The following is a 19698-nucleotide window of genomic DNA, read 5'->3' on the forward strand; positions in this document are numbered from 1 at the left end:
TCCACCGCACGGCCTCCCGCCACGACGGCGCGGGAGCCGTCTCTGTCAGGGTCGATGATGTCGGTCACGATGAAGAGCAGCAGCAATCTAGACCCGGCCGCGGGCCGGGACCAGATCGATGTCGAGCGCGCGCTGGCGGAGATCCGCGCCGGCCGGCCGGTGGTCCTGCGCGGCCGCGATCCCGTTCTCGCCCTGTCGGCGGAAGCGCTCGACGACACCACGACCGCGCTCCTGACGCCGCTCATGGGCACCGGCGCCCGCCTCGTCCTGCCGGCGCCGCGCCTGCGCCGTCTCGGCGTCACCGAGCGCACGGAGCCCGGCGCGGTCGCCCTGCCGGCGCTCGATCCGGCCCGGATCGAGACCCTGGCCCTGCGCCTCGACGGGCGGATCGACGCGCCGGTGGCGCCGGCCTCGCCCGGCGACGAGGCGGCGCTCGCCCTGATGGCGCTCGCCCAGGTGCTGCCGGCGGTGCTGGTGGTGCCGGGGGAGGCCGCGCCTCCCGGCACGCTCTCGGTCGAGGCCGGGGCGGTGGCCCGCTATCCCGCCCGGCAGGCGGCGGCCCTGCGGCCGGTGAGCCGGGCGCCGGTGCCGCTCGCCGGCGCGCCCGACAGCGAGTTCGTGGTCTTCCGCGGCGGCGAGGGTCTTCGCGATCAGGTCGCGGTGGTGATCGGCCGGCCGGACCTGTCCGAGCCGGTGGCGGTGCGGCTGCACTCGGCCTGCCTCACCGGCGACCTGTTCGGCTCGCTCAAGTGCGATTGCGGCGACCAGCTGCGCGGCACCGCGGGCTGGATGGCGCAGCACGGCGGCGGCATCGTGCTCTACCTCGATCAGGAGGGACGCGGGAACGGGCTCGCCAACAAGATCCGCGCCTACGACCTCCAGGCGCGCGGGCTCGATACCTACGAGGCCGACGAGGCGCTCGGCTTCGGCCTCGACCAGCGCCGGTTCGATTTCGCGGCGGCGATGCTGACGGCGCTCGGCGTGACCCGGGTCCGCCTCGTCAGCAACAACCCCGAGAAGGCCGCGAGCCTGGAGGCCGCCGGCCTGACGGTGGTCGAGACCCAGCGGGCGCTCGGCCGGATCACGCCCGAGAACATCCGCTACCTGACGGCCAAGCGCGACCGGGCCGGCCACGCCCTCGACCTCGACGCCTTCGCGTGCAGCGAGGCGTGAGCATCGGGATCGCGGCACGGACCAAAAGCGGTGTAAGGACCTGGCCGCGGTGGCCCTGCGTCACGTTCGCTGATAGCTAAGGCACCGGATGGGCCGGCATCGCCGGCCCCGACGGACGATCGATACGGGAGATCGAACGATGAAGGGTGACGCCAAGGTCGTCGAGTACCTCAACCGCGGCCTGCGCAGCGAGCTGACTGCGGTGAGCCAGTACTGGCTCCACTTCCGGATGCTGAACGACTGGGGCTACATCGACCTCGCCAAATTCTGGCGCAAGGAGTCGATCGAGGAGATGAACCACGCCGACCGGTTCGTCGACCGGATCCTGTTCCTCGAGGGCTTCCCGAACCTGCAGGAGCTCGACCCGCTGCGGATCGGCCAGAACGTGCAGGAGATCATCGATTGCGACCTCGCCGCCGAGGTTGAGGCCCGCAGCCTCTATCTCGAGGCCGCGAAGTACTGCGACTCGATCAACGACCGGGTGTCGAAGCAGCTCTTCGAGGACCTGGCCGCCGATGAGGAAGGCCACATCGACTTCCTCGAGACCCAGCTCGAGCTGATCCGCCAGGTCGGCCTGCCGCTCTACGCCCAGCGCCACATCGGCGGCCTCGAGAAGATCGAGCCCGAGGTCGAGTGATCCTCGCCTGACAGCAATAGAGGGGGGCCGCCGTCAGGCGGCGGCCTCCTCCAGTTCCTTCAGGGTGCAGGCCGCCCCGCAGGTGGTGGTGCAGGCCGCATGGGTGTCGGCCAGCGCCCGGTCGAGGATGCCCCGGATGGTGCGGGCGCAGCGGCCGCATTTCGGGCTGCAGCCGAGGCAGGCATAGACCTGCGCCGGCGTGCGCGGGCAGCCGGGGCCGGGATTGAGGCAGGCACGCACCTGGCCATCGGAGAGCACGTTGCAGGAACAGACGATCATGCTGTGACGGGGCACCCGATCCGTGGAGCGCCGAGGGAACTGCTCCCGCCAACCGCTCTCAGATTAGAACTTTTGAAAACTACAACATAATCAACAAGTTACCGCGCGGCGCCCGATTCCGCAACCGGGCCGGGCCGGTCATCGCGCCGCAGGGCGGCTCCCGCGCGGGCGACACCCTGACGGACCGGAAACCTGACCCGGCCATCGCCGGTTGTCTGCGCGGCGCGGCCCGTCTATCGGCCATGCCGCAAGGTCGGCACAGGACAAGGGATGCGGGGCCGCGACGATCGGACGATGAGCAGGCACGTCGACAGCGCAGAGAGGGGAGCGGCCGCCCGGCAGGGCGCGGCCGGCCACACCGGGCACGATTCGGGCGGGCATGATCTGACCGACACCGCCCGCCTCGCCCGCACGGTCTGCGGCACCGCCTACGCGATGGTCCTGCGGCCCGGGGTGCCGGCTTGCGGCCCGCTGCCGCCCGGCCTGGCCCCGGACGAGGCGGCGATCCTCGGCCGTCTCGCGGGTGCCGAGCCGATCGTCGTCGCCGACCTGACGCGGGACCCGCGCACCGCCGGGCTGTCGGCGGTGGCCGGTTCGCCGGCCCTGCGCTTCCTGGCCGGCCTCGTCCTCGCCGGCGGGGACGGCCGGCCGCTCGGCGCCCTGTGCGTGCTCGATACCGCGGCGCGGCCCGGCGGGCTGTCGGTCGAGGCGGCGGCGGCCCTCGTCGCCCTCGGCCGGCAGGCGGCGCGGGAGATCGGCCTCCTCGCGGACCTCGCCGCGGCGCGGGCCGACCGGGACGACCTGCGCAGCATCACCGAGGCCGCCCCCGCGCTGATCGCCGCCCTCGACCGCGACGAGATCTGCCGCTTCGCCAACGGCAACTTCTCGCGGTGGTTCGGGCGGGCGCCGGCCGAGACCGTCGGGCGTTCCCTGCGCGAGATCCTGGGCGAGGCGGCCTACGCGGCGCGCCGGCCCTTCCTCGCCCGGGCCCTGGCGGGCGAGACGGTGTCGTTCGAGGCCCCCCATCCCGGCGCCGACGGGCGCCACGCCCTGGTGCGCTACGTGCCGCGCCGCGGATCCGACGGCGGGATCGCCGACCTGCAGCTGCTCGGCGTCGACATCACCGCCGAGAAGGAGGCCCGGGCCGCACTCGCCGACAGCGCCCTGAAGTTCCGGGCCATCGCCGAGTCGATGCCCCAGATGGTGTGGTCGACGCTGCCGGACGGCTACCACGACTACTACAACCCGCGCTGGTACGAGTTCACCGGCATGCCGGAGGGATCGACCGACGGCGAGGGCTGGAACGCGATCTTCCACCCCGCCGAGCAGCCGGAGGCCTGGCGGCGCTGGCGCCGCTCGCTCGCCACCGGCGAGCCCTACGAGATCGAGTACCGCCTGCGCCGGCACGACGGGGTCTATCGCTGGGTGCTCGGCCGGGCGATGCCGATCCGCGACCCCGCCACCGGGGCGATCGAGCGCTGGTTCGGGACCTGCACCGACATCGACGACCAGGTCCGGGCCCGCGAGACCTTGAGCCAGCGCCGCGGGGCGCTGGAGGCCGAGGTGGCCGAGCGCACGGCGGCGCTCGCCGAGGCCAATGCCCGGCTGACCGCGGAGATCGAGGAGCGCACCCGGATCGAGGAGGCCCTGCGCCAATCGCAGAAGATGGAGGCGGTGGGCCAGCTGACCGGCGGCATCGCCCACGACTTCAACAACCTGCTCACCGGCATCGTCGGCTCGCTCGACCTGATGCAGACCCGCATCAACGAGGGCCGGACGCAGAACCTGACCCGGTACGCCGGCCTCGCGATGGCCTCGGCCCAGCGCGCCGCGGCGCTCACCCACCGGCTGCTCGCCTTCGCGCGGCGCCAGCCGCTCGAGGCACGGGCGGTCGACGCCAACCGGCTGGTGAGCTCGATGGACGACCTGGTCCGCCGGACGCTGGGCGAGCGGGTCCGGCTCGAGGTGGTGGTGGCCGGCGGCCTGTGGCTGACGCTGTGCGACCCCAACCAGCTCGAGAACGCGATCCTGAACCTCTGCATCAACGCCCGCGACGCGATGCCGGAGGGCGGGCGGCTCACCATCGAGACCGCCAACGCCCATCTCGACGATGCCTACGTGGCGAGCGAGATCGGGGTGCGGGCGGGCCAGTACGTCTGCGTGAGCGTGACCGACACCGGCGCCGGCATGCCGCCCGACGTGATCGCCCGGGCCTTCGACCCGTTCTTCACCACGAAGCCGATCGGCGAGGGCACGGGCCTCGGCCTGTCGATGATCTACGGCTTTGCCAAGCAGTCCGACGGGCACGTCCGGATCTACTCGGAACTCGGCCAGGGCACGACGGTCAAGCTCTACCTGCCCCGCCATCTCGGCCGGATCGCGGACGAGCCCGCGCCGACCGCGGGCCTGCCGGTTCCGCGGGCCGAGCATGGCGAGACGGTACTGGTGGTGGAGGACGACGCGACCGTCCGGGCGCTGGTCGGCGAGACCCTGACCGAGCTCGGCTACCGGGTGATCGAGGCGCCCGACGGGCAGACCGGCCTGCGCATCCTCGAGGCGCCCGGTCGGATCGACCTCGTCGTCACCGATGTCGGGCTGCCGGGCCTCAACGGGCGCCGGATGGTCGACGAGGCGCTGGCGGCGCGTCCCCAGCTGCGGGTGCTGTTCATCACCGGCTACGCCGAGAACGCCGCCTTCGGCAACGGCCACCTGGCGCCGGGCATGCGGATGATCACCAAGCCGTTCGCCGTCGACGCCTTCGCCGCCAAGGTCCGGGCGATGATCGAGCCGGGCTGAGCCGGGCTCCCGCTCCCCTCACGCTCGTTGAAGAAGGCGGCGGCGCCGGGGAACCGGGGTACGGCGAGGCTATCTCCGGGCGCTGGCCTTGGGCTAAGGTCGGCCCGCAACCGGAGGGCATCCCGCCCCTCGCCCTTCGCGCCCTCCCCTCTCGCGGATCGTCCCGTGCCGCAGCCGCCGCTCCGTGTCTTCCTGGCGCTCGCTCTCGGGATCGTGGGCCTGGTGGCGACCCTGGTGCTCGCCCTGGTGGCGTCCCGGGTGGCGAGCCAGCGGCTCGAGGCGCGCATCGAGGCCGAGCTCGCCGACGTCGCCGGGATGATGGCAGGCCGGCTCGACCGCGGCCTGTTCGAGCGCTGGCGCGACATCGTGATCCTGGCCGAGAACGACACCATCCGCGACCCCGCCGCCCCGCTCGCGCGAAAGCGCCGCGTGCTGTGGCGGGCGCAGGAGACCTATCCCGACTACGCCATCATCGGGCTGGTCGGCGTCGACGGCCGGATCCAGGCGACGAGCACCGGCGCCCTCGAAGGCGCCGAGGTCGGGCACCGGGAATACTTCACCAACGGGCGTCACAGCCCCTTCGTGGGCGACGTCCACGACGTCGTTCTGCTCGCGGCGATCGACCCGCACCACGACCCGGCCGACCCGCCCCGGGTGCTCGACATCGCCGCCCCGGTGCGGGACGATGCCGGGCAGCTCGTCGGCGTGGTCTCGGGCCATCTCGACTGGGCCTGGGCGCGAGCGGCCGAGGCCTCCTTGCGCGAGACCACCGGCACCCCGCGCGACCTTGCCATCCTGGTGCTCGCCCGGGACGGCACGGTGCTGCTCGGCCCCGAGGGCCTGCGCCGCACCCGCCTGCCGGCGGAACTCCCGAGCGTCGCCGGCGCCCGGGACGGGCGCTCGGGCACCGAGACGGAGACCTGGCCGGACGGCCGGCGCTACCTCACCGGGTTCCGGCCGACCCGGGGCTACCGCGACTTCCCGGGTCTCGGCTGGACCGTGCTGGTGCGCCAGGACGCCGGCACCGCCTTCGCGTCGGTGACCGACCTGCGCCGGCAGATCCTGCTGTGGGGCCTCGTCGTCGCGACGGTGGCGGCCGGCATCGGCTGGTTCGCCGCAGGCCTGCTGGCCCGGCCCCTGCGGCGGCTGGCCATCGCGGCCTCCGCCCTCGGCCGGGGCGAGGCGGTGACCGTGCCGGGCTCGGCGGTGCGGGAGGCGCAGGCGATCAGCCACGCGCTCACGGCCGCCGCGCGGGCGCTCGGACGCCAGGAGGAGGAGCGCCGGGCCGCGGATGCGCGCCAGGACCTGCTGATCCACGAGCTGAACCATCGGGTGAAGAACACGCTGGCCACCGTGCAGTCGATGGCGCGCCAGACCGCCCGCAGCGCGGCCTCGCTCGCCGACTTCACCGGCAGCTTCGAGGCCCGGCTGCTGGCGATGTCCCAGACCCACAACGTGCTCACCGCCAACCACTGGGAGGGGGCGGGGCTGTCGGGCATCCTGTCGGCGGAGCTCGCGCCCTATGCGGGCGGGCGGGCCGACCGCATCCGGCTGGAGGGACCGCCGGTCTCCCTCACGCCCGCGGTGGCCCTGCCGCTCGGCATGGCGATCCACGAGCTCGCCACCAACGCGGCGAAGTACGGCGCGCTCTCGGCCGAGACCGGCCAGGTGGCGGTGGAGTGGTCGCTGGAGGGGCGGGCGGGCACCGGGACGCTCGTCCTGCGCTGGCGCGAGAGCGGCGGCCCCGTGGTGGTGCCGCCGAGCCGGACCGGCTTCGGGACCCGGCTGATCCGGGCGAGCCTGGAGCGGGAGCTCGCCGGCGAGGTCGCGCTCCACTACGCGGAAGGGGGCCTGTCCTGCCGGATCGCGGTGCCGCTCGCCGCCCGCGCGCCGACGGCGCGCACGGAGGCCGCGTGAGCACGGGGCCTGCGCGGTCAGCGCCCGTAGGGATAGCAGCGGCTGCGTTCGAGCGGGATGCCGAGATGGGTGCCGAGCCCCCGGATCGCCTCCTCGTGCGCGACGTAGGGGTCGGCGTTGCCGATTCCGACCACGATCGGGCAGCCGGCGCCCGCCGGCACCATCGCGGTCGCGAGCCCGTTGCCCTCGGCGTCGCGCAGGGTGAAGAAGCGCGGCATCGTCCGCACCAGATGCCCCTTGAGGCCGATCCGCTCCTCGACGAAGGGCCCGCCGGCCGGCGGCACGTAGGACGCCTCGGCGCGGCTCTGGGCCTGGCGGAAGTGCTTCTCGACGGCATGGCCCATCAGGGCCGATTCCCGGATCGCCTCCGCCTCGGTCTCGATGCGAAACCAGATCTTCCCACCGGGAACGTCGCAGACGTAGTCCATCGCTCACCTCGACGGCCTGCCCGGGCCACTGCCCCGCCCCCTCAGTGTGGGGACGCGGCGGCCGGTTGTGAAGCACGGGTGCGGCGCCGGGCCCCGGGAGCCGCCGCTACGGGCGGGCGGAGGAGCTCTCCCCCAGGGCGGCGCGACTCTCCCCCAGGGAGGCGCGACCCTGCGCGGTGATGCGCCAGGCCGCGCGGGCGCCGCCGGGCAGCGGACCGGGCTCCTCGCCGAGAAAGAGCAGGTCGCCGTCGTTCGCGAGGGCGCAGAGCCGGCTGTGGTCGCCGGGCCAGGCCCGGTCGGGGTCGCGCCGGAGCGTGATGCGGCCCTCCTCGGCGAGGGCGGCGCGGCTGAGGAGGCGGCGGCGGTGATCGATCATCGCGTCGGGTCCTGGTTTGGGGGCCGGACGCGCGGCGGGCCGCCGCGGACGCGGGCGAGCCGGCGGCACGGCCGACGGGATGCGGGCCCGCAAAGGAGCCGCGCGTCGGTGCAAGCGAGGGTGACGCCCGGGCTCGCGGCATCCGTGACGATGCGCGGGGCGGGCGGCGGCAGGGCGGCCGGGTGGGGCGGCCCGATGGGCCGCGGCGGGTCACGCGAGGCGTGCCGGCACGGCAAAGCTTAACAGCAGGGTCCGCGGATACAACCCGGGCGGGCGCAGGCGGAGCTGGCGGCGCCCGGACGAAGTCAGCCCTGACCCGAGAGGAGCCGCGCGGCACGCTCCCATCCGCCGAGGAGGTCGGCTCCGGCGCAGGCGAGTCCGAAGGCGAGCAGGGCGAGAGCGAGGGTGACGTGGCCGACCGCTTGGAGAGGGCGCCAGCCGTAACGGCGGAGCTGTGAGTACATGCCCGAATCAGTGCGCCGCAATGGTTAACGAATCGTTACCGACGGGCCGTGGCGGCGGCCGCGCGCCGCACCGACCACGACGCCGGCACCCGACGACCGGCCGCACCCTGCGTGGAACCGATGCTTCGACCAGTTCTCCGGCTCGGGCCGGCACCGTCATGCCAGTCGAAGGGCAGTCGGGCGGGCGGACAGGTCCAGCCGATCGGGCGCCGGCAGGGGCGGTCATCCGGGCACGATTGCGGCCGGGCGCCGGCACTGTTCGCCGGAGACGCCCTTTGTTAAGCTCCTCTGAGGCAGGTTGCCGGCATCGTTGGCGTCACGGCAGGACATGATGCATCGTGCGTTCGTCTGCCTGACGGCAGAGCTCACCGTCTGGGCCGTTCCCCTGGCGGCGCTGGTCTGCTGGTTCTCCTGCCACACCGCCCTGCACCTGCTGGAGCAGGCACGCGCCGAGCACGGCAGGGGGTCGCTCGGCTGGCTCGCCGGTGCGGCCTTCTCCGCCGGCGCCGGCATCTGGAGCACGCACTTCATCGCCATGCTGGGCTACGATCCGGGGGTGGGCGTGAGCTACGACCCGGCGATCACGCTCGCGTGGCTCCTCGCCAGCATCGCGAGCGCGCTCGCGGCCTTCGCCCTCCTGCGGCGCTCCCGCGACCGGGCCCGGGCGATCGCCGCCAGCCTGATCCTGGGCCTCGGCATCGCCGCGATGCACTTCACCGGCCTGCGGGGCGTGCGGATCCAGGGCAGCGTCGTCGTGGACCCGGCCCTGGCGGCGGCGGCCATCGTCGCCGGGGTGGCCCTGACCTGCGGCGCCCTCCTGGCGCTGCCGCGGGGAGCCGACGGCGGGGCGCTGCCGCGCGCAAGGGCGGGCGGGGCGCCGCCGGCGGGGCGAGGCGGGCGCCTCGTCCGCGCGAGCCTCCTCATGGCCTCGGGGATCACCGTGCTGCACTTCCTCGCGATGACGGCGGTCCAGGTCGTCCCGGACCCGCAGGCCGAGGCGGTCGTCGACAGCCTGCCGCATGCCGCGCTCGCCGCCGTCATCGCCGTCGTCACCCTGGCGGTGCTCGGCTGCGCGGCCCTGGCGCTGGCGGCGGACCGCCTGCGCAAGATGAACCGCGTGCTGAGCGCGCGGACGGCCGCCCTGGTGGCGAGCGAGGAGCGCATGCGGGCGCTCACCGACACGCTCCCGCAGATGGTCTGGGTCATGCCCGCGGACGGCTACACCGTCTACACCAACCGGCGCTTCCAGGCCCTGTTCGGGGCGGGCGTGTCCTCCCGCGAGCAGCGCTTCGCCAGCCACCATCCGGACGGCCGGGAGGCGATCGCCGCGGCGTGGCGGATCGCGGAGGCCGAGGCGCGCACCTTCGAGACGGAGGCGCGGCTGAAGGACCTGTCGGGCGACTACCGCTGGTACAAGATCGTCATGGTGCCGGTCCTGCACGACGGTGCCGCCGTCGAATGGATCGGCACCGCCCTCGACATCGACGACATGGTCCTCGCCCACGAGGCGCTGCGGGAGAGCGAGGAGCGCCTGGCGCTGGCGCTCGACGCGGGCAGCGACGGGCTGTGGGATTGCGACCTGCGCACCGGCGAGGCCTGGACCTCGGACCGCTGGTGGCAGCTGCTCGGCTACGCGCCGGGCGAGCTGCCCTCCGACACCTGGACGTGGCGCTCGCTGATCCATCCCGACGACCGGGCGGAGGTCGTCGGGCTCCTCGACCGGCACCTCGCCGGGGAGATCCCGGTCTTCGAGTGCGAGCACCGGCTGCGCCGCAAGGACGGGAGCTGGGGCTGGTTCCTGACCCGGGCGAAGGTCGTCTCGCGCGGCGCCGACGGCCGGGCGATGCGGCTCGTGGGGACCCACGGCGATATCGGGGTGCGCAAGGAGGCCGAGCGGCGGATCGCCCACATGGCGGCCCACGACGCGCTCACCGACCTGCCGAACCGCACCCTGTTCCGCGAGCGCCTGGAGGGGCGCCTGGCCGAGATCGCCGAGGCGGGCGGATCCTGCGCGGTCCTGTGCCTCGACCTCGACGGCTTCAAGGAGGTCAACGACGCCCTCGGCCACCTGACGGGCGACGCGCTGCTGCGGGCGGTGGCCGAGCGCCTCGGCGCCGGGCTGGCGGCCGGCGACCTCGCGGCGCGCCTCGGCGGCGACGAGTTCGCGATCCTCGTCGCCTCCGTCGACGGCGCGGGGGACGCGGCGGCGCGGGCGCAGGCGGTGATCCGGGCGATCGGCCGCCCGGTCGCGATCGGCGACCAGTCGATCGAGGTCGGCGCGAGCATCGGCATCGCCCTCGCCCCCGCGCACGGGACCGACGGGGAGACGATCCTGCGGCGCGCCGACCTCGCCCTCTACAAGGCGAAGGCCGACGGGCGGAACACCGCCCGCGCCTTCGAGACCGCGATGGACGCGGCCCTCGCCGAGCGGCGCCTGCTGGAGGCGGACCTGCGCCACGCCCTGGTGCGCGACGAGCTGATGCTGCACTACCAGCCCCAGGTGCGCTCGGCCTGCGGCCGGCTCGTCGGGTTCGAGGCCCTGGTGCGCTGGAGCCACCCCTCGCGCGGCCTCGTGCCGCCCGGCGCTTTCATCCCGCTCGCCGAGGAGACGGGCCTGATCGTGCCGCTCGGCGAATGGGTGCTGCGGGCGGCCTGCCGGGAGGCGGCGGGCTGGGCGCATCCGCTCAAGGTCGCCGTCAACCTCTCGCCGCGCCAGTTCCAGCAGGCCGACCTGCCCGAGCGGGTGCGGGCGATCCTCGCCGAGACCGGGCTGCCGCCGGACCGGCTCGAGATCGAGATCACCGAGACGGTCATCATCAACGACATGACCCGCGCGCTCACGGTGCTGCGGCGGCTGAAGGCACTCGGGATCGGCATCGCGATGGACGATTTCGGCACCGGCTACTCGTCGCTGGCGACGCTGCAGGCCTTCCCGTTCGACAAGATCAAGATCGACCGCTCCTTCGTCAGCCAGCTCGAGCAGCGTCCCTCCGCCGCCGTGATCGTGCGGGCGGTGCTGGGGCTCGGCCGCAGCCTCGGCATCGGCGTGGTGGCCGAGGGCGTCGAGACCGAGGGGCAGATGCGCTTCCTCGCCGAGGAGGGCTGCGAGGAGATGCAGGGCTACCTGTTCGGCAAGCCGCAGCCGGTCGAGCGGCTCGCCGGCCTGATCGCCCGGGACGCGGCGTGGATGCGCGATGCGGGAGAGAACCGCATGATCGCGGCCGGCATCTGAGGGCGCCAAGCCTCCGACCAAGCCGCCGACCAAGCCTCCGACGTGGACGTCCCGCCCGTCGCCGGGCGGCGCCTCGGGATCGCCGACCGCACGGAGCGGCCCGCGGGATCGCGGCGGATGGGTGGTTCAGGACGATCGGGGGAGAATGGTGCCGCTGGGGAGGATTGAACTCCCGACCTCGTCATTACCAATGACGCGCTCTACCACTGAGCTACAACGGCGCGCCGGTGCCGGGCTGCCCCCCCGATCGGGAGCGGACAGACCGCAGACACACCGAGCGAAAACTTGGATTCTCACGGTGAAGGATGGTGCCGCTGGGGAGGATTGAACTCCCGACCTCGTCATTACCAATGACGCGCTCTACCACTGAGCTACAACGGCCCGTCGGCGCCACGAAAGCTGGCCGCGACCGATGAGGCCGGGCAGTCCGTCGCGGTGCGCCGAAGACGAGCGGGGGGATAGCGGATCGCCCGGCGCATTGCAACAGGCCCCGGGGCAGGAATCGCGAGCGCGCCGGACGGCGCCGCGCCGGCCGGTCCCCTCCCCCTGGCCCGTCCCTTGCTTTGCTCGAGGTCCAACGGGAGAGCGCCAAGGGACGGTGCATGGACATCGAGCTGATCAGCCTGACCAAGCGCTACGGCGACACCGTCGCGGTCGACGGGATCAACCTGAAGATCCGCTCGGGCTCGTATTGCTGCCTGCTCGGGCCCTCGGGCTGCGGCAAGACCACGACGCTCCGGATGATCGCCGGGCACGAGACGGTCTCGTCGGGCGACGTGGTGATCGGCCCCAAGGCGGTGGGCGACCTGCCGCCGTCTGAGCGCGGCACCGCGATGATGTTCCAGAGCTACGCGCTGTTTCCGCACCTCACCTGCCGCGACAACGTCGCGTTCGGGCTCAAGATGCGGGGCGTTCCGAAGGCGGAACGCCTCAAGCGGGCCGAGGCGATGCTGGCGCTCGTGCAGATGGACCACCTCGCCGGGCGCCTGCCGGCGCAGCTCTCGGGCGGGCAGCAGCAGCGCGTGGCGCTCGCCCGCGCCCTCGTCACCGGCCCGAAGGTGCTGCTCCTCGACGAGCCGCTCTCGGCCCTCGACCCGTTCCTGCGGGTGCGGATGCGCACCGAGCTCAAGCGCCTGCAGGGCGAGCTCGGCATCACCTTCGTGCACGTCACCCACAGCCAGGAGGAGGCGATGGCGCTGTCCGACCTCGTGGTGGTGATGAACGGCGGGCGCATCGAGCAGGCGGCCGATCCCCGCACGGTGTTCGAGCGGCCGGCCACCGCCTTCGTCGCCCGCTTCATCGGCGGCCACAACGTCATCGCGCTCCCCGACCGGCGCATCGCCGTGCGGGCCGACCGGATGCGCTTCGGTCCGCAGGCCGGCCCCGACGGGCTGAGCGCCCGCGTCGTCGCGGTCGAGTACCAGGGCAGCACCGTCCATGTCGGCCTCGAGACGTCCGGCCTCGAGACGTCCGGCCTCGCGGCCGAGGCCGGCGCGCCGCTCACCGCGATCCTGAGCGACCACGCCTATGCCGGCCACCCCCTCGCCCTCGGAGACACGGTGCGGGTGGGCTGGCCGGCGGACGAGGCCCACCGCCTCGACGCCTGACCCACCGTGAAGAAGAGGGAGACGTCACCGTGACCGACACCAAGACCCCGCGCCTGTCGCGCCGCACGCTGCTGCAGGGCGCCGGCGCCGCGGCCGGCCTCGCCGCCGGCTCCGGCGCGATCACGGGCTTCCCGGCGATCGTCGCCGCCGAGCCGGTGACGCTTCGCTACCTCGGCACCGCCGTGAACCAGAGCGGCGACATCGCCCGCAAGGTGAAGGAGGATCTCGGCATCACGATCGAGTACATCCCGGTCACGACCGACGAGGTCTCGAAGCGCGTCGTCACCCAGCCGAACTCGTTCGACATCGTCGATTCGGAGTATTTCAGCCTCAAGAAGCTGATGCCGTCGGGCAACCTCGTCGGCATGGACGCGCGCCGGATCAAGAACGCCGACAAGATCACCCCTGTCTTCACCAAGGGCGAGGTCGCGGGCAAGAAGATCGGCGACCAGGGCACGGCGCCCAAGAAGGTGTTCTATCTCGAGGGCCAGACCTCGACCAAGTTCGCCGCCTCCCCGACCGAGTGGATCACCCTGATCCCTACGACCTACAACGCCGACACGCTGGGCATCCGGCCCGACCTGATCAAGCGCCCGATCACGAGCTGGAAGGAACTGCTGAACCCCGAGTTCAAGGGCAAGGCCTCGATCCTCAACATCCCGTCGATCGGCATCATGGACGCCGCGATGGTGGTGGAGGCCAGCGGCGACTACACCTATCCCGACAAGGGCAACATGACGAAGGCCGAGATCGACCGCACCATGAAGGTGCTGATCGAGGCCAAGCGCGCCGGCCAGTTCCGCGCCTTCTGGCAGGACTTCAACGAATCCGTGAACCTGATGGCGTCGGGCGAGACGGTGATCCAGTCGATGTGGTCGCCCGCCGTCACCAAGGTGCGCTCGCAGGGCGTCGCCTGCACCTACCAGCCGCTGAAAGAAGGCTACCGCGCCTGGGCCACCGGCTTCGGCCTGCCCAAGACCCTGACCGGAAAGAAGCTCGACGCTGCCTACGATTTCATCAACTGGTTCCTGTCCGGCTGGGCCGGTGCCTATCTGAATCGCCAAGGCTACTATTCGGCGGTGCTGGAGACGGCAAAAGCCCACATGGAGCCCTACGAATGGGCATTTTGGATGGAGGGCAAGCCGGCCGAGAAGGACATCAAGGCGCCGGACGGCACGATCATGGAGAAGGCCGGCGCCTTGCGCGACGGCGGCTCGTTCGAGCAGCGGATGGGCGGCGTCGCCTGCTGGAACTCGGTGATGGACGAGAACACCTACATGGTCCGCAAGTGGAACGAGTTCATCGCCGCATGAGCACGTCCGCGGCTCGGACGCATGCCCTGCCGGAGGCGGCGCAAGCCGCCCCGGCCCCCGTGTCGGCCTCCTTGCCGACCCCCTTGCCGGCCCCCTTGCCGGCCCCTGCGGGCCTCGCAGCAGTGACGCGGCGCCAGCGCCGCCTCGCCTACTGGCAGGCGATGCCGCTCGGGCTGATCTTCCTCGTGTTCTTCCTGGTGCCGCTGGCGCTCACCCTGATCGTCAGCTTCTGGGAGTACAACGAGTACGAGATCATCCCGGCCTTCACGCTGCAGAACTACGCCGACGTGTTCGAGGGCTGCCTGTCCGGGGGCGACCTCTGCACCACCTTCCGCACCTACCTGTCGACCTTGAAGTTCTGCCTCCTCGGCTGGGCCGCGACGCTGACCATCGGCTTCACGGTGGCCTACTTCGTCGCCTTCCACGTCCGCTCGACCGCGATGCAGACGGTGCTGTTTCTCATCTGCACCATCCCGTTCTGGACATCGAACGTGATCCGAATGATCGCCTGGGTGCCGCTGCTCGGTCGCAACGGCCTCGTCAACGACACGCTGATGTCCTTAGGCGTGATCCGCACCCCGATCGAGGGGCTGCTCTACTCCGATTTCTCGGTGGTGCTGGCCTTCATCCACCTCGACACGGTGTTCATGATCGTGCCGATCTTCAACTCGATGATGCGGATCGACCGCTCGCTGATCGAGGCCGCCACGGATGCCGGCGCCACGCCCTGGCAGACCCTGTGGAACGTGATCGTGCCGCTCTGCAAGCCCGGCATCGCCATCGGGTCGATCTTCGTGCTGACGCTCATCATGGGCGACTTCGTCACGGTCGGCGTCATGGGCGGCCAGCAGATCGCCTCGGTCGGCAAGGTGATCCAGGTGCAGATGGCCTACCTGCAATTCCCCGCGGCCGCCGCCAACGCGGTGGTGCTGCTCGGCGCCGTGATGCTGCTGATCGCAGGCCTCACCCGCCTGATCGACCTGCGCCGGGAGCTCTGAGTCATGCGCCGCGACGGCCCCCGCCCCTTCTCGTTCTACGTGCTCGCCGGCTTCTTCGGGCTGTTCGTGCTCTTCCTGTACGGGCCGACCCTGACGATCCTGGCGCTCAGCTTCCAGGGCCCGCAGGGCGGGCTCACCTTCCCGATGAACGGGGTCTCGACCTTCTGGTTCTCGCGCCTCTGGGCCGGGCTCGGCGTGGTCGACATCTGGGCGGCGTTCCGGCGCTCGCTGGCGCTCGGCCTCGTGGTGATGGGCCTCACCGTCACCATCGCGTTCTTCGCCGGGCTGGCCTTCCGCAAGGGCTTCCTCGGCCAGACGCCGCTGTTCTACGTCGCGGTGGCGAGCCTGATCGTGCCGTCGATCGTGGTCTCGCTCGGCATCGGCCTCGAGTTCCGGCTGATCGACGAAGGCATCAAGGCCCTCGCGGCGCGAACCGGCTGGGGCGTCCTCCAGGACCACGGCACCGTGATGGGGCTGTTCACCTCGGCGCTCGGTGCGCACCTGACCTGGACCCTGCCCTTCGGCCTCCTGATCATGTTCGCGGTGTTCAACCGCTTCAACCCGGCCTACGAGGAGGCCGCCCGCGACCTCGGCGCCACCGGCCCGCAATCGCTCCGGCACGTCGTGGTGCCGATCATCCTGCCCTCGCTCGTCGGCGTGGCGCTCTTCGGCTTCACCCTGTCCTGGGACGAACTCGCCCGCACCAGCCAGGCGATCGGCGGGCGCAACACCCTGCCGCTGGAGTTGCAGGGCCTCACCACCACGGTGACGACGCCGGAGATCTACGCCCTTGGCACCGTGACCACCGGCGTCTCGCTCCTCGTCATCGGGCTGTCCTTCGGCAGCTTCCTCATGATCCAGCGGCGGCGGGCGAAGCGGGTGACGCTGCCCGGCACCTGACCACCATGGGGGACCGGGCTGGCATCGCAGTCGCCGATATGGCTGCCCGCGTGCCGGTCACTGCCGCGGACGCACGGTGACGAGCGCCGACGCGCTCCCGGTCCGCAGCCGGGTGCGGAGCCGACACTCTCAAATCGCCTGCCGGAAGCGCTCGATCGAACCGGCAGATCCCGGGTTCGGCATCCATCCCATCGCCCGGCCCCCGACAGAGGGCGGCCTGACGGATCGGCCATGGGCGCCCGGCAAGAACCCGGGCGCCCCGGCCGGTCGTCAGGATGCGTTATGGTCGATCAGCGCCCGGGTCTCATCCGCCAGGGCCGAGATCATCTCGTCGATGTTCGATCGGCCGTCGAAGAACCAATCGACCTTCGACTTCCCGCGCCAGCCGCACTCGGGATCGGCCAGCCACCGACGGCCAAGGTCCGAGACTCTGCGGCTCACGGCCGCCAAGTCGAACACGCCGAAAGACTCGATGTTGTCGTGGATCCGGGACATGTCCTTGTTGTCATAGTCGTTCGTCAGAACGAGGACACCGGCATTCGCGAGTTCCATCGGCGGATAGCTCGGGTGAGGCGAGACCATCAGCGAGATGGCGAGTGCGGCGCGCGAAGCGAGATTGCCGTATTCGGCCAGCGTCAGGCGTCCCTTCGTCGTGATCCGGTCGGTACAGCGCAGCACGTCGGGATCGAAGTCCTCCCCGATCGCGACGAAGCTCCAGTCCTGCCAGAATTCCGGATCCGACGTCGTGACGGCGTCGATCAGCATATCGAGGAACGGCAGGCAGTTTCGCTCGGCGTGCGGCCGTGCGTAGAGCAGGACGATCTTTTCTTTCGGCAAGCTGCGTTCGATGTGCTGATCTATGTTCGAGTTGACACCCGGCTTCAGGACGTGACCACGGTCATAAATATCATTTTTTACAAAATAATCTTTGAGTATATCAGTATTAAATATCGGCACGGTCATGTCGGGGTGACGATACGTCTGGTCCGCCAATGCATATTTCGTCGACCATGGATAAAATCCGCACTCAAAATCTTGTATAAGATATAGGAACTTTTGCGGGCGTGTGGAGAACAGCTTTTTCTGCTGCTCCATGATATTTAACGTTCCCGCGGCCGTCCACCAAGCGGTCGCAAGCATGATATCGTTTCGTCGCATGAAGATCGGATATTGATAGCGACGCGCCCCATCGATCACGACGTCGCGCCCTTCGACATCGGCATCAAGCGCGGAGACGATCTCGAAACCCTCGGCGGGAATAAATTGATTGCCGAAGCTGACGTCCGTCGTGATGATCCGAGCGTCGAAATCGGCACCCAGCCGCTGACGGAGTTCATGGAAGATCTGGATGCCCGTCGCGATGCCGGCATAGCCTTTGCTCTGCTCGATGAGCGGAATCATCAGGTTCAGTCGAGGCTTTTCGACATCGCTGGGCCGGATCAAGTAGTGTGTGCACTCGCCGTAGTACTTACGAACAGCACCGAGATCACGATCTGTCGGGAAGTATCGGTTTCCGATTGCTTCAGCGCCGGTTGCATCGACGACCGTCCCCGAACCGGCTTCGCCGTGGATTACCCACTCGTAGCCCGCCGCTTCCGTGAAGTAGAAGAACCCTCTCTCGATGGCATGCGCGAGCGTGCCGTCGACCTGCCCTTCTTCAGGGTCGAAGTGATAGTGACGCAGATTTAGATCAAGTAGTTTCTTCAGTGCTCGCGGCTTGAACCAGAACATCGATCCGCTCGGGAGATCGAGAACCGACTCATCCCTGACGGTCTCGCCGCACATCGACAGCAGATTCGCGACGTTGTCGAGATTTCCGCCCCATTGGATGAGCGGCTTGATCGGCGCAAAATGATCGGGCGCAACGGCACCGACTTCGGGCCGGCTCAAAGTCGCAACTATCGAATTGACAAGCTCTGGAGACCCCAGATTCATCTTGTAAAGATAGTCGCGCCACCGATCGAACCCGCCTAGGTAGTGCGGCGACTTTTTCGTATGAACGTGGACCGCGTAGTCGCACTCCTCGAAGGCATCGCGAAATGACACTATCATTGGTGCGATGTCGCGACCGCGATTTGGGACAACGCGGATGACAAAATTGTGCTTCGACTTCTTACTGAAGACTCGATCGATAACTTTTGCATCAACAACAGTCGTTGTTGATATGTAGATAGTGCAATTTAACGTAATGTTATTTGTGTATTTAACGACATAATTGGCCAAATCGCTGTAGAAGATGTGCGCAAACACACCAACGTGAGCGTCGATCGTCGGCACTTCGGGGCGAGGCCCTTTGCTGCAGAAGCTGACAACCTTTCGGGATGACGGCAGAGTCTTCAACCGTGTGTCGGGCTGCCTTGGTCTTCTCGGCCTGGCCTTGGAATCGGCTGACCGCTTCAGGTACTCGATCAGAGGATTGGCGTTGCGCGTCTCGGGAAACTGCTCCCAGAAGTAATCAGGCTCGAACAGCGGATGCGGCTGGCGCCCCTCGCGCGCGCCCCATCGTACGTAGTGGCTGAGAGCCCCGATGCCGTTCTGCTTGATATCTTGGTATTGTTTGTAATAAAATTTTTCGCTGAACAAGGGGTGTGGATCTATGCTAAATTCTTTCCCAATTTCTATAAATTGCACTAGAGATGGATATTTTTGCACTTCTTTCGATATCAGTTTACTGCGCGCTTGCTGTACAAAAAACTCCTCGTCAAATATGATGCACGGATTAGCATTTGACCTATTCGTCAAATAATGCTCAAGAGGGCTCAGTTCGAAGCAATCGACCTGCGATCGATAAAAGTTTGAATCGAATAATGGGTGTGGATCGCGGGTTGTGTGGCCACCGTAAATATAATCTATCAGCGCGTTATCTTTGTCGCTCAAGTTGTATTGTTGAACATACCAATGCACATCGAAAAGTGGATTGGGCTGGCAGCCTTTGGTATGTCCCTCGACCAGGAAATGATAGAAAGGATCGATGCCATCGATCTCGTTCAAGTACTTATTTTTGTACCACTGTCCCCAAAAAAGCGGATGCGGATTATTTCCAGCCTGCCAACCTTCTTCGATGTAGTGAATCAAGGGGATGACAGTCGCATTTTCCCCAAGATAGTTCCAACTATACCATTTCGAGTTAAACAGAGGATGGGGATCGTATAGATTCAACAATCCGTTCTCGACAAAGTGGTCGAGAAGATCGATCTCGCCGTCTATCGGATTGTTCGTTACGCGCGCATACCACTGCGGATCGAAATACGGACTAGGCGAAAGCCCTTTGCTTTGTCCACGCTCGCGGTAATGCTGTCGCAACTGGCCGCGCTTAAGAAGGTCTTTGACGAGTGACCTATACCAATCGAAGTCAAAGAGATCCATTTCATCCTCGTCATAGCGATTTATTGGGTATGCGGCGGAACACGCGATTCATTTCAATAATAACAAACTAATATGTTTTTAATATTCACCATTAAACTCATTTTTCGATTTTGAGTTCTCTTCGAAAATAAATCGACTGGGAAAAATTTTCGACCTGATGGGCATGCCCGCGCCTGGTTAGTAACCATACGATAATCGTTTGTCCACATTTC

Annotated in this window: 14 protein-coding genes and 2 tRNA genes; 9 read left to right on the plus strand and 7 right to left on the minus strand. The window is 69.0% G+C overall.

Annotated elements, in window-relative coordinates:
* The first annotated feature begins 69 nt into the window (after positions 1-69).
* Both ribA and bfr read left to right on the plus strand, forming a co-directional pair.
* Entirely contained in the window at positions 70-1173 is a 1104-nt protein-coding gene (ribA, locus tag BMX97_RS12420) for a GTP cyclohydrolase II RibA (protein ID WP_244538396.1), read from the plus strand.
* Positions 1174-1312: 139 nt separating this feature from the next.
* A complete protein-coding gene (gene bfr / locus BMX97_RS12425; RefSeq protein ID WP_091750181.1) occupies positions 1313-1810 on the plus strand; it encodes a bacterioferritin in 498 nt (165 codons plus the stop codon).
* A 33-nt stretch (positions 1811-1843) separates the two neighbouring features.
* Here bfr and BMX97_RS12430 read toward each other — a convergent pair whose 3' ends face one another.
* Positions 1844-2089 carry a (2Fe-2S)-binding protein gene (locus BMX97_RS12430; protein ID WP_060845217.1) on the minus strand — a complete coding sequence of 82 codons (246 nt, stop codon included), beginning with the start codon at positions 2087-2089 and terminating at the stop codon, positions 1844-1846.
* A gap of 294 nt (positions 2090-2383) precedes the next feature.
* Between BMX97_RS12430 and BMX97_RS12435 the strand changes: the two genes are divergently transcribed.
* Together BMX97_RS12435 and BMX97_RS12440 are read left to right on the plus strand one after the other, a co-directional pair.
* A complete protein-coding gene (locus BMX97_RS12435) occupies positions 2384-4885 on the plus strand; it encodes a PAS domain-containing protein (RefSeq protein WP_244538397.1) in 2502 nt (833 codons plus the stop codon).
* 165 nt (positions 4886-5050) lie between these two features.
* The gene (locus BMX97_RS12440) at positions 5051-6802 is read left to right on the plus strand and encodes a sensor histidine kinase (protein ID WP_091750184.1); all 1752 of its coding nucleotides are present in this window, start codon (positions 5051-5053) and stop codon (positions 6800-6802) included.
* Positions 6803-6819: 17 nt separating this feature from the next.
* On the opposite strand, the gene BMX97_RS12445 is transcribed toward BMX97_RS12440, so the two are convergent.
* The 3 genes from BMX97_RS12445 to BMX97_RS32840 all read right to left on the minus strand — a co-directional run bounded on the left by BMX97_RS12445 (position 6820) and on the right by BMX97_RS32840 (position 8070).
* Entirely contained in the window at positions 6820-7230 is a 411-nt protein-coding gene (locus tag BMX97_RS12445; protein ID WP_091750186.1) for a hypothetical protein, read from the minus strand.
* A 106-nt stretch (positions 7231-7336) separates the two neighbouring features.
* Positions 7337-7606, minus strand: a complete 270-nt coding sequence (locus BMX97_RS12450) for a hypothetical protein (RefSeq protein WP_244538398.1) — start codon at positions 7604-7606, stop codon at positions 7337-7339.
* Between the two features lie 305 nt (positions 7607-7911).
* Positions 7912-8070: a hypothetical protein gene (locus BMX97_RS32840; RefSeq protein ID WP_177202200.1), complete on the minus strand. Its 159-nt coding sequence runs from the start codon at positions 8068-8070 to the stop codon at positions 7912-7914.
* Positions 8071-8398: 328 nt separating this feature from the next.
* On the opposite strand from BMX97_RS32840, the gene BMX97_RS12455 reads away from it, so the two are divergent.
* Positions 8399-11302 (plus strand): bifunctional diguanylate cyclase/phosphodiesterase, encoded by a 2904-nt coding sequence (locus tag BMX97_RS12455; protein ID WP_091750189.1) that lies wholly within the window; start codon positions 8399-8401, stop codon positions 11300-11302.
* A gap of 146 nt (positions 11303-11448) precedes the next feature.
* Here the strand turns inward: BMX97_RS12455 and BMX97_RS12460 are convergent.
* A tRNA-Thr gene (locus tag BMX97_RS12460) sits at positions 11449-11523 on the minus strand.
* Between the two features lie 85 nt (positions 11524-11608).
* A tRNA-Thr gene (locus tag BMX97_RS12465) sits at positions 11609-11683 on the minus strand.
* A 221-nt stretch (positions 11684-11904) separates the two neighbouring features.
* Between BMX97_RS12465 and BMX97_RS12470 the strand changes: the two genes are divergently transcribed.
* From BMX97_RS12470 to BMX97_RS12485, 4 genes are read left to right on the plus strand one after another with little or no spacing between them, the layout of a single operon-like run.
* Positions 11905-12909, plus strand: a complete 1005-nt coding sequence (locus BMX97_RS12470) for an ABC transporter ATP-binding protein (protein ID WP_091750192.1) — start codon at positions 11905-11907, stop codon at positions 12907-12909.
* A gap of 29 nt (positions 12910-12938) precedes the next feature.
* On the plus strand, positions 12939-14222 hold the full coding sequence (locus BMX97_RS12475; RefSeq protein WP_091750195.1) for an ABC transporter substrate-binding protein: 1284 nt from the start codon (positions 12939-12941) through the stop codon (positions 14220-14222).
* The gene (locus BMX97_RS12480; RefSeq protein ID WP_091750197.1) at positions 14219-15220 is read left to right on the plus strand and encodes an ABC transporter permease; all 1002 of its coding nucleotides are present in this window, start codon (positions 14219-14221) and stop codon (positions 15218-15220) included. The genes BMX97_RS12475 and BMX97_RS12480 overlap by 4 nt, the downstream gene beginning before the upstream one ends.
* A 3-nt stretch (positions 15221-15223) precedes the next feature.
* Entirely contained in the window at positions 15224-16120 is an 897-nt protein-coding gene (locus BMX97_RS12485; RefSeq protein WP_091750200.1) for an ABC transporter permease, read from the plus strand.
* A 270-nt stretch (positions 16121-16390) separates the two neighbouring features.
* Here BMX97_RS12485 and BMX97_RS12490 read toward each other — a convergent pair whose 3' ends face one another.
* A complete protein-coding gene (locus BMX97_RS12490; RefSeq protein WP_091750203.1) occupies positions 16391-19486 on the minus strand; it encodes a rhamnosyltransferase WsaF family glycosyltransferase in 3096 nt (1031 codons plus the stop codon).
* Between the last annotated feature and the right edge of the window lie 212 nt (positions 19487-19698).

The organism is Methylobacterium sp. ap11, from assembly GCF_900110515.1.
Taxonomy (GTDB): domain Bacteria; phylum Pseudomonadota; class Alphaproteobacteria; order Rhizobiales; family Beijerinckiaceae; genus Methylobacterium; species Methylobacterium ajmalii.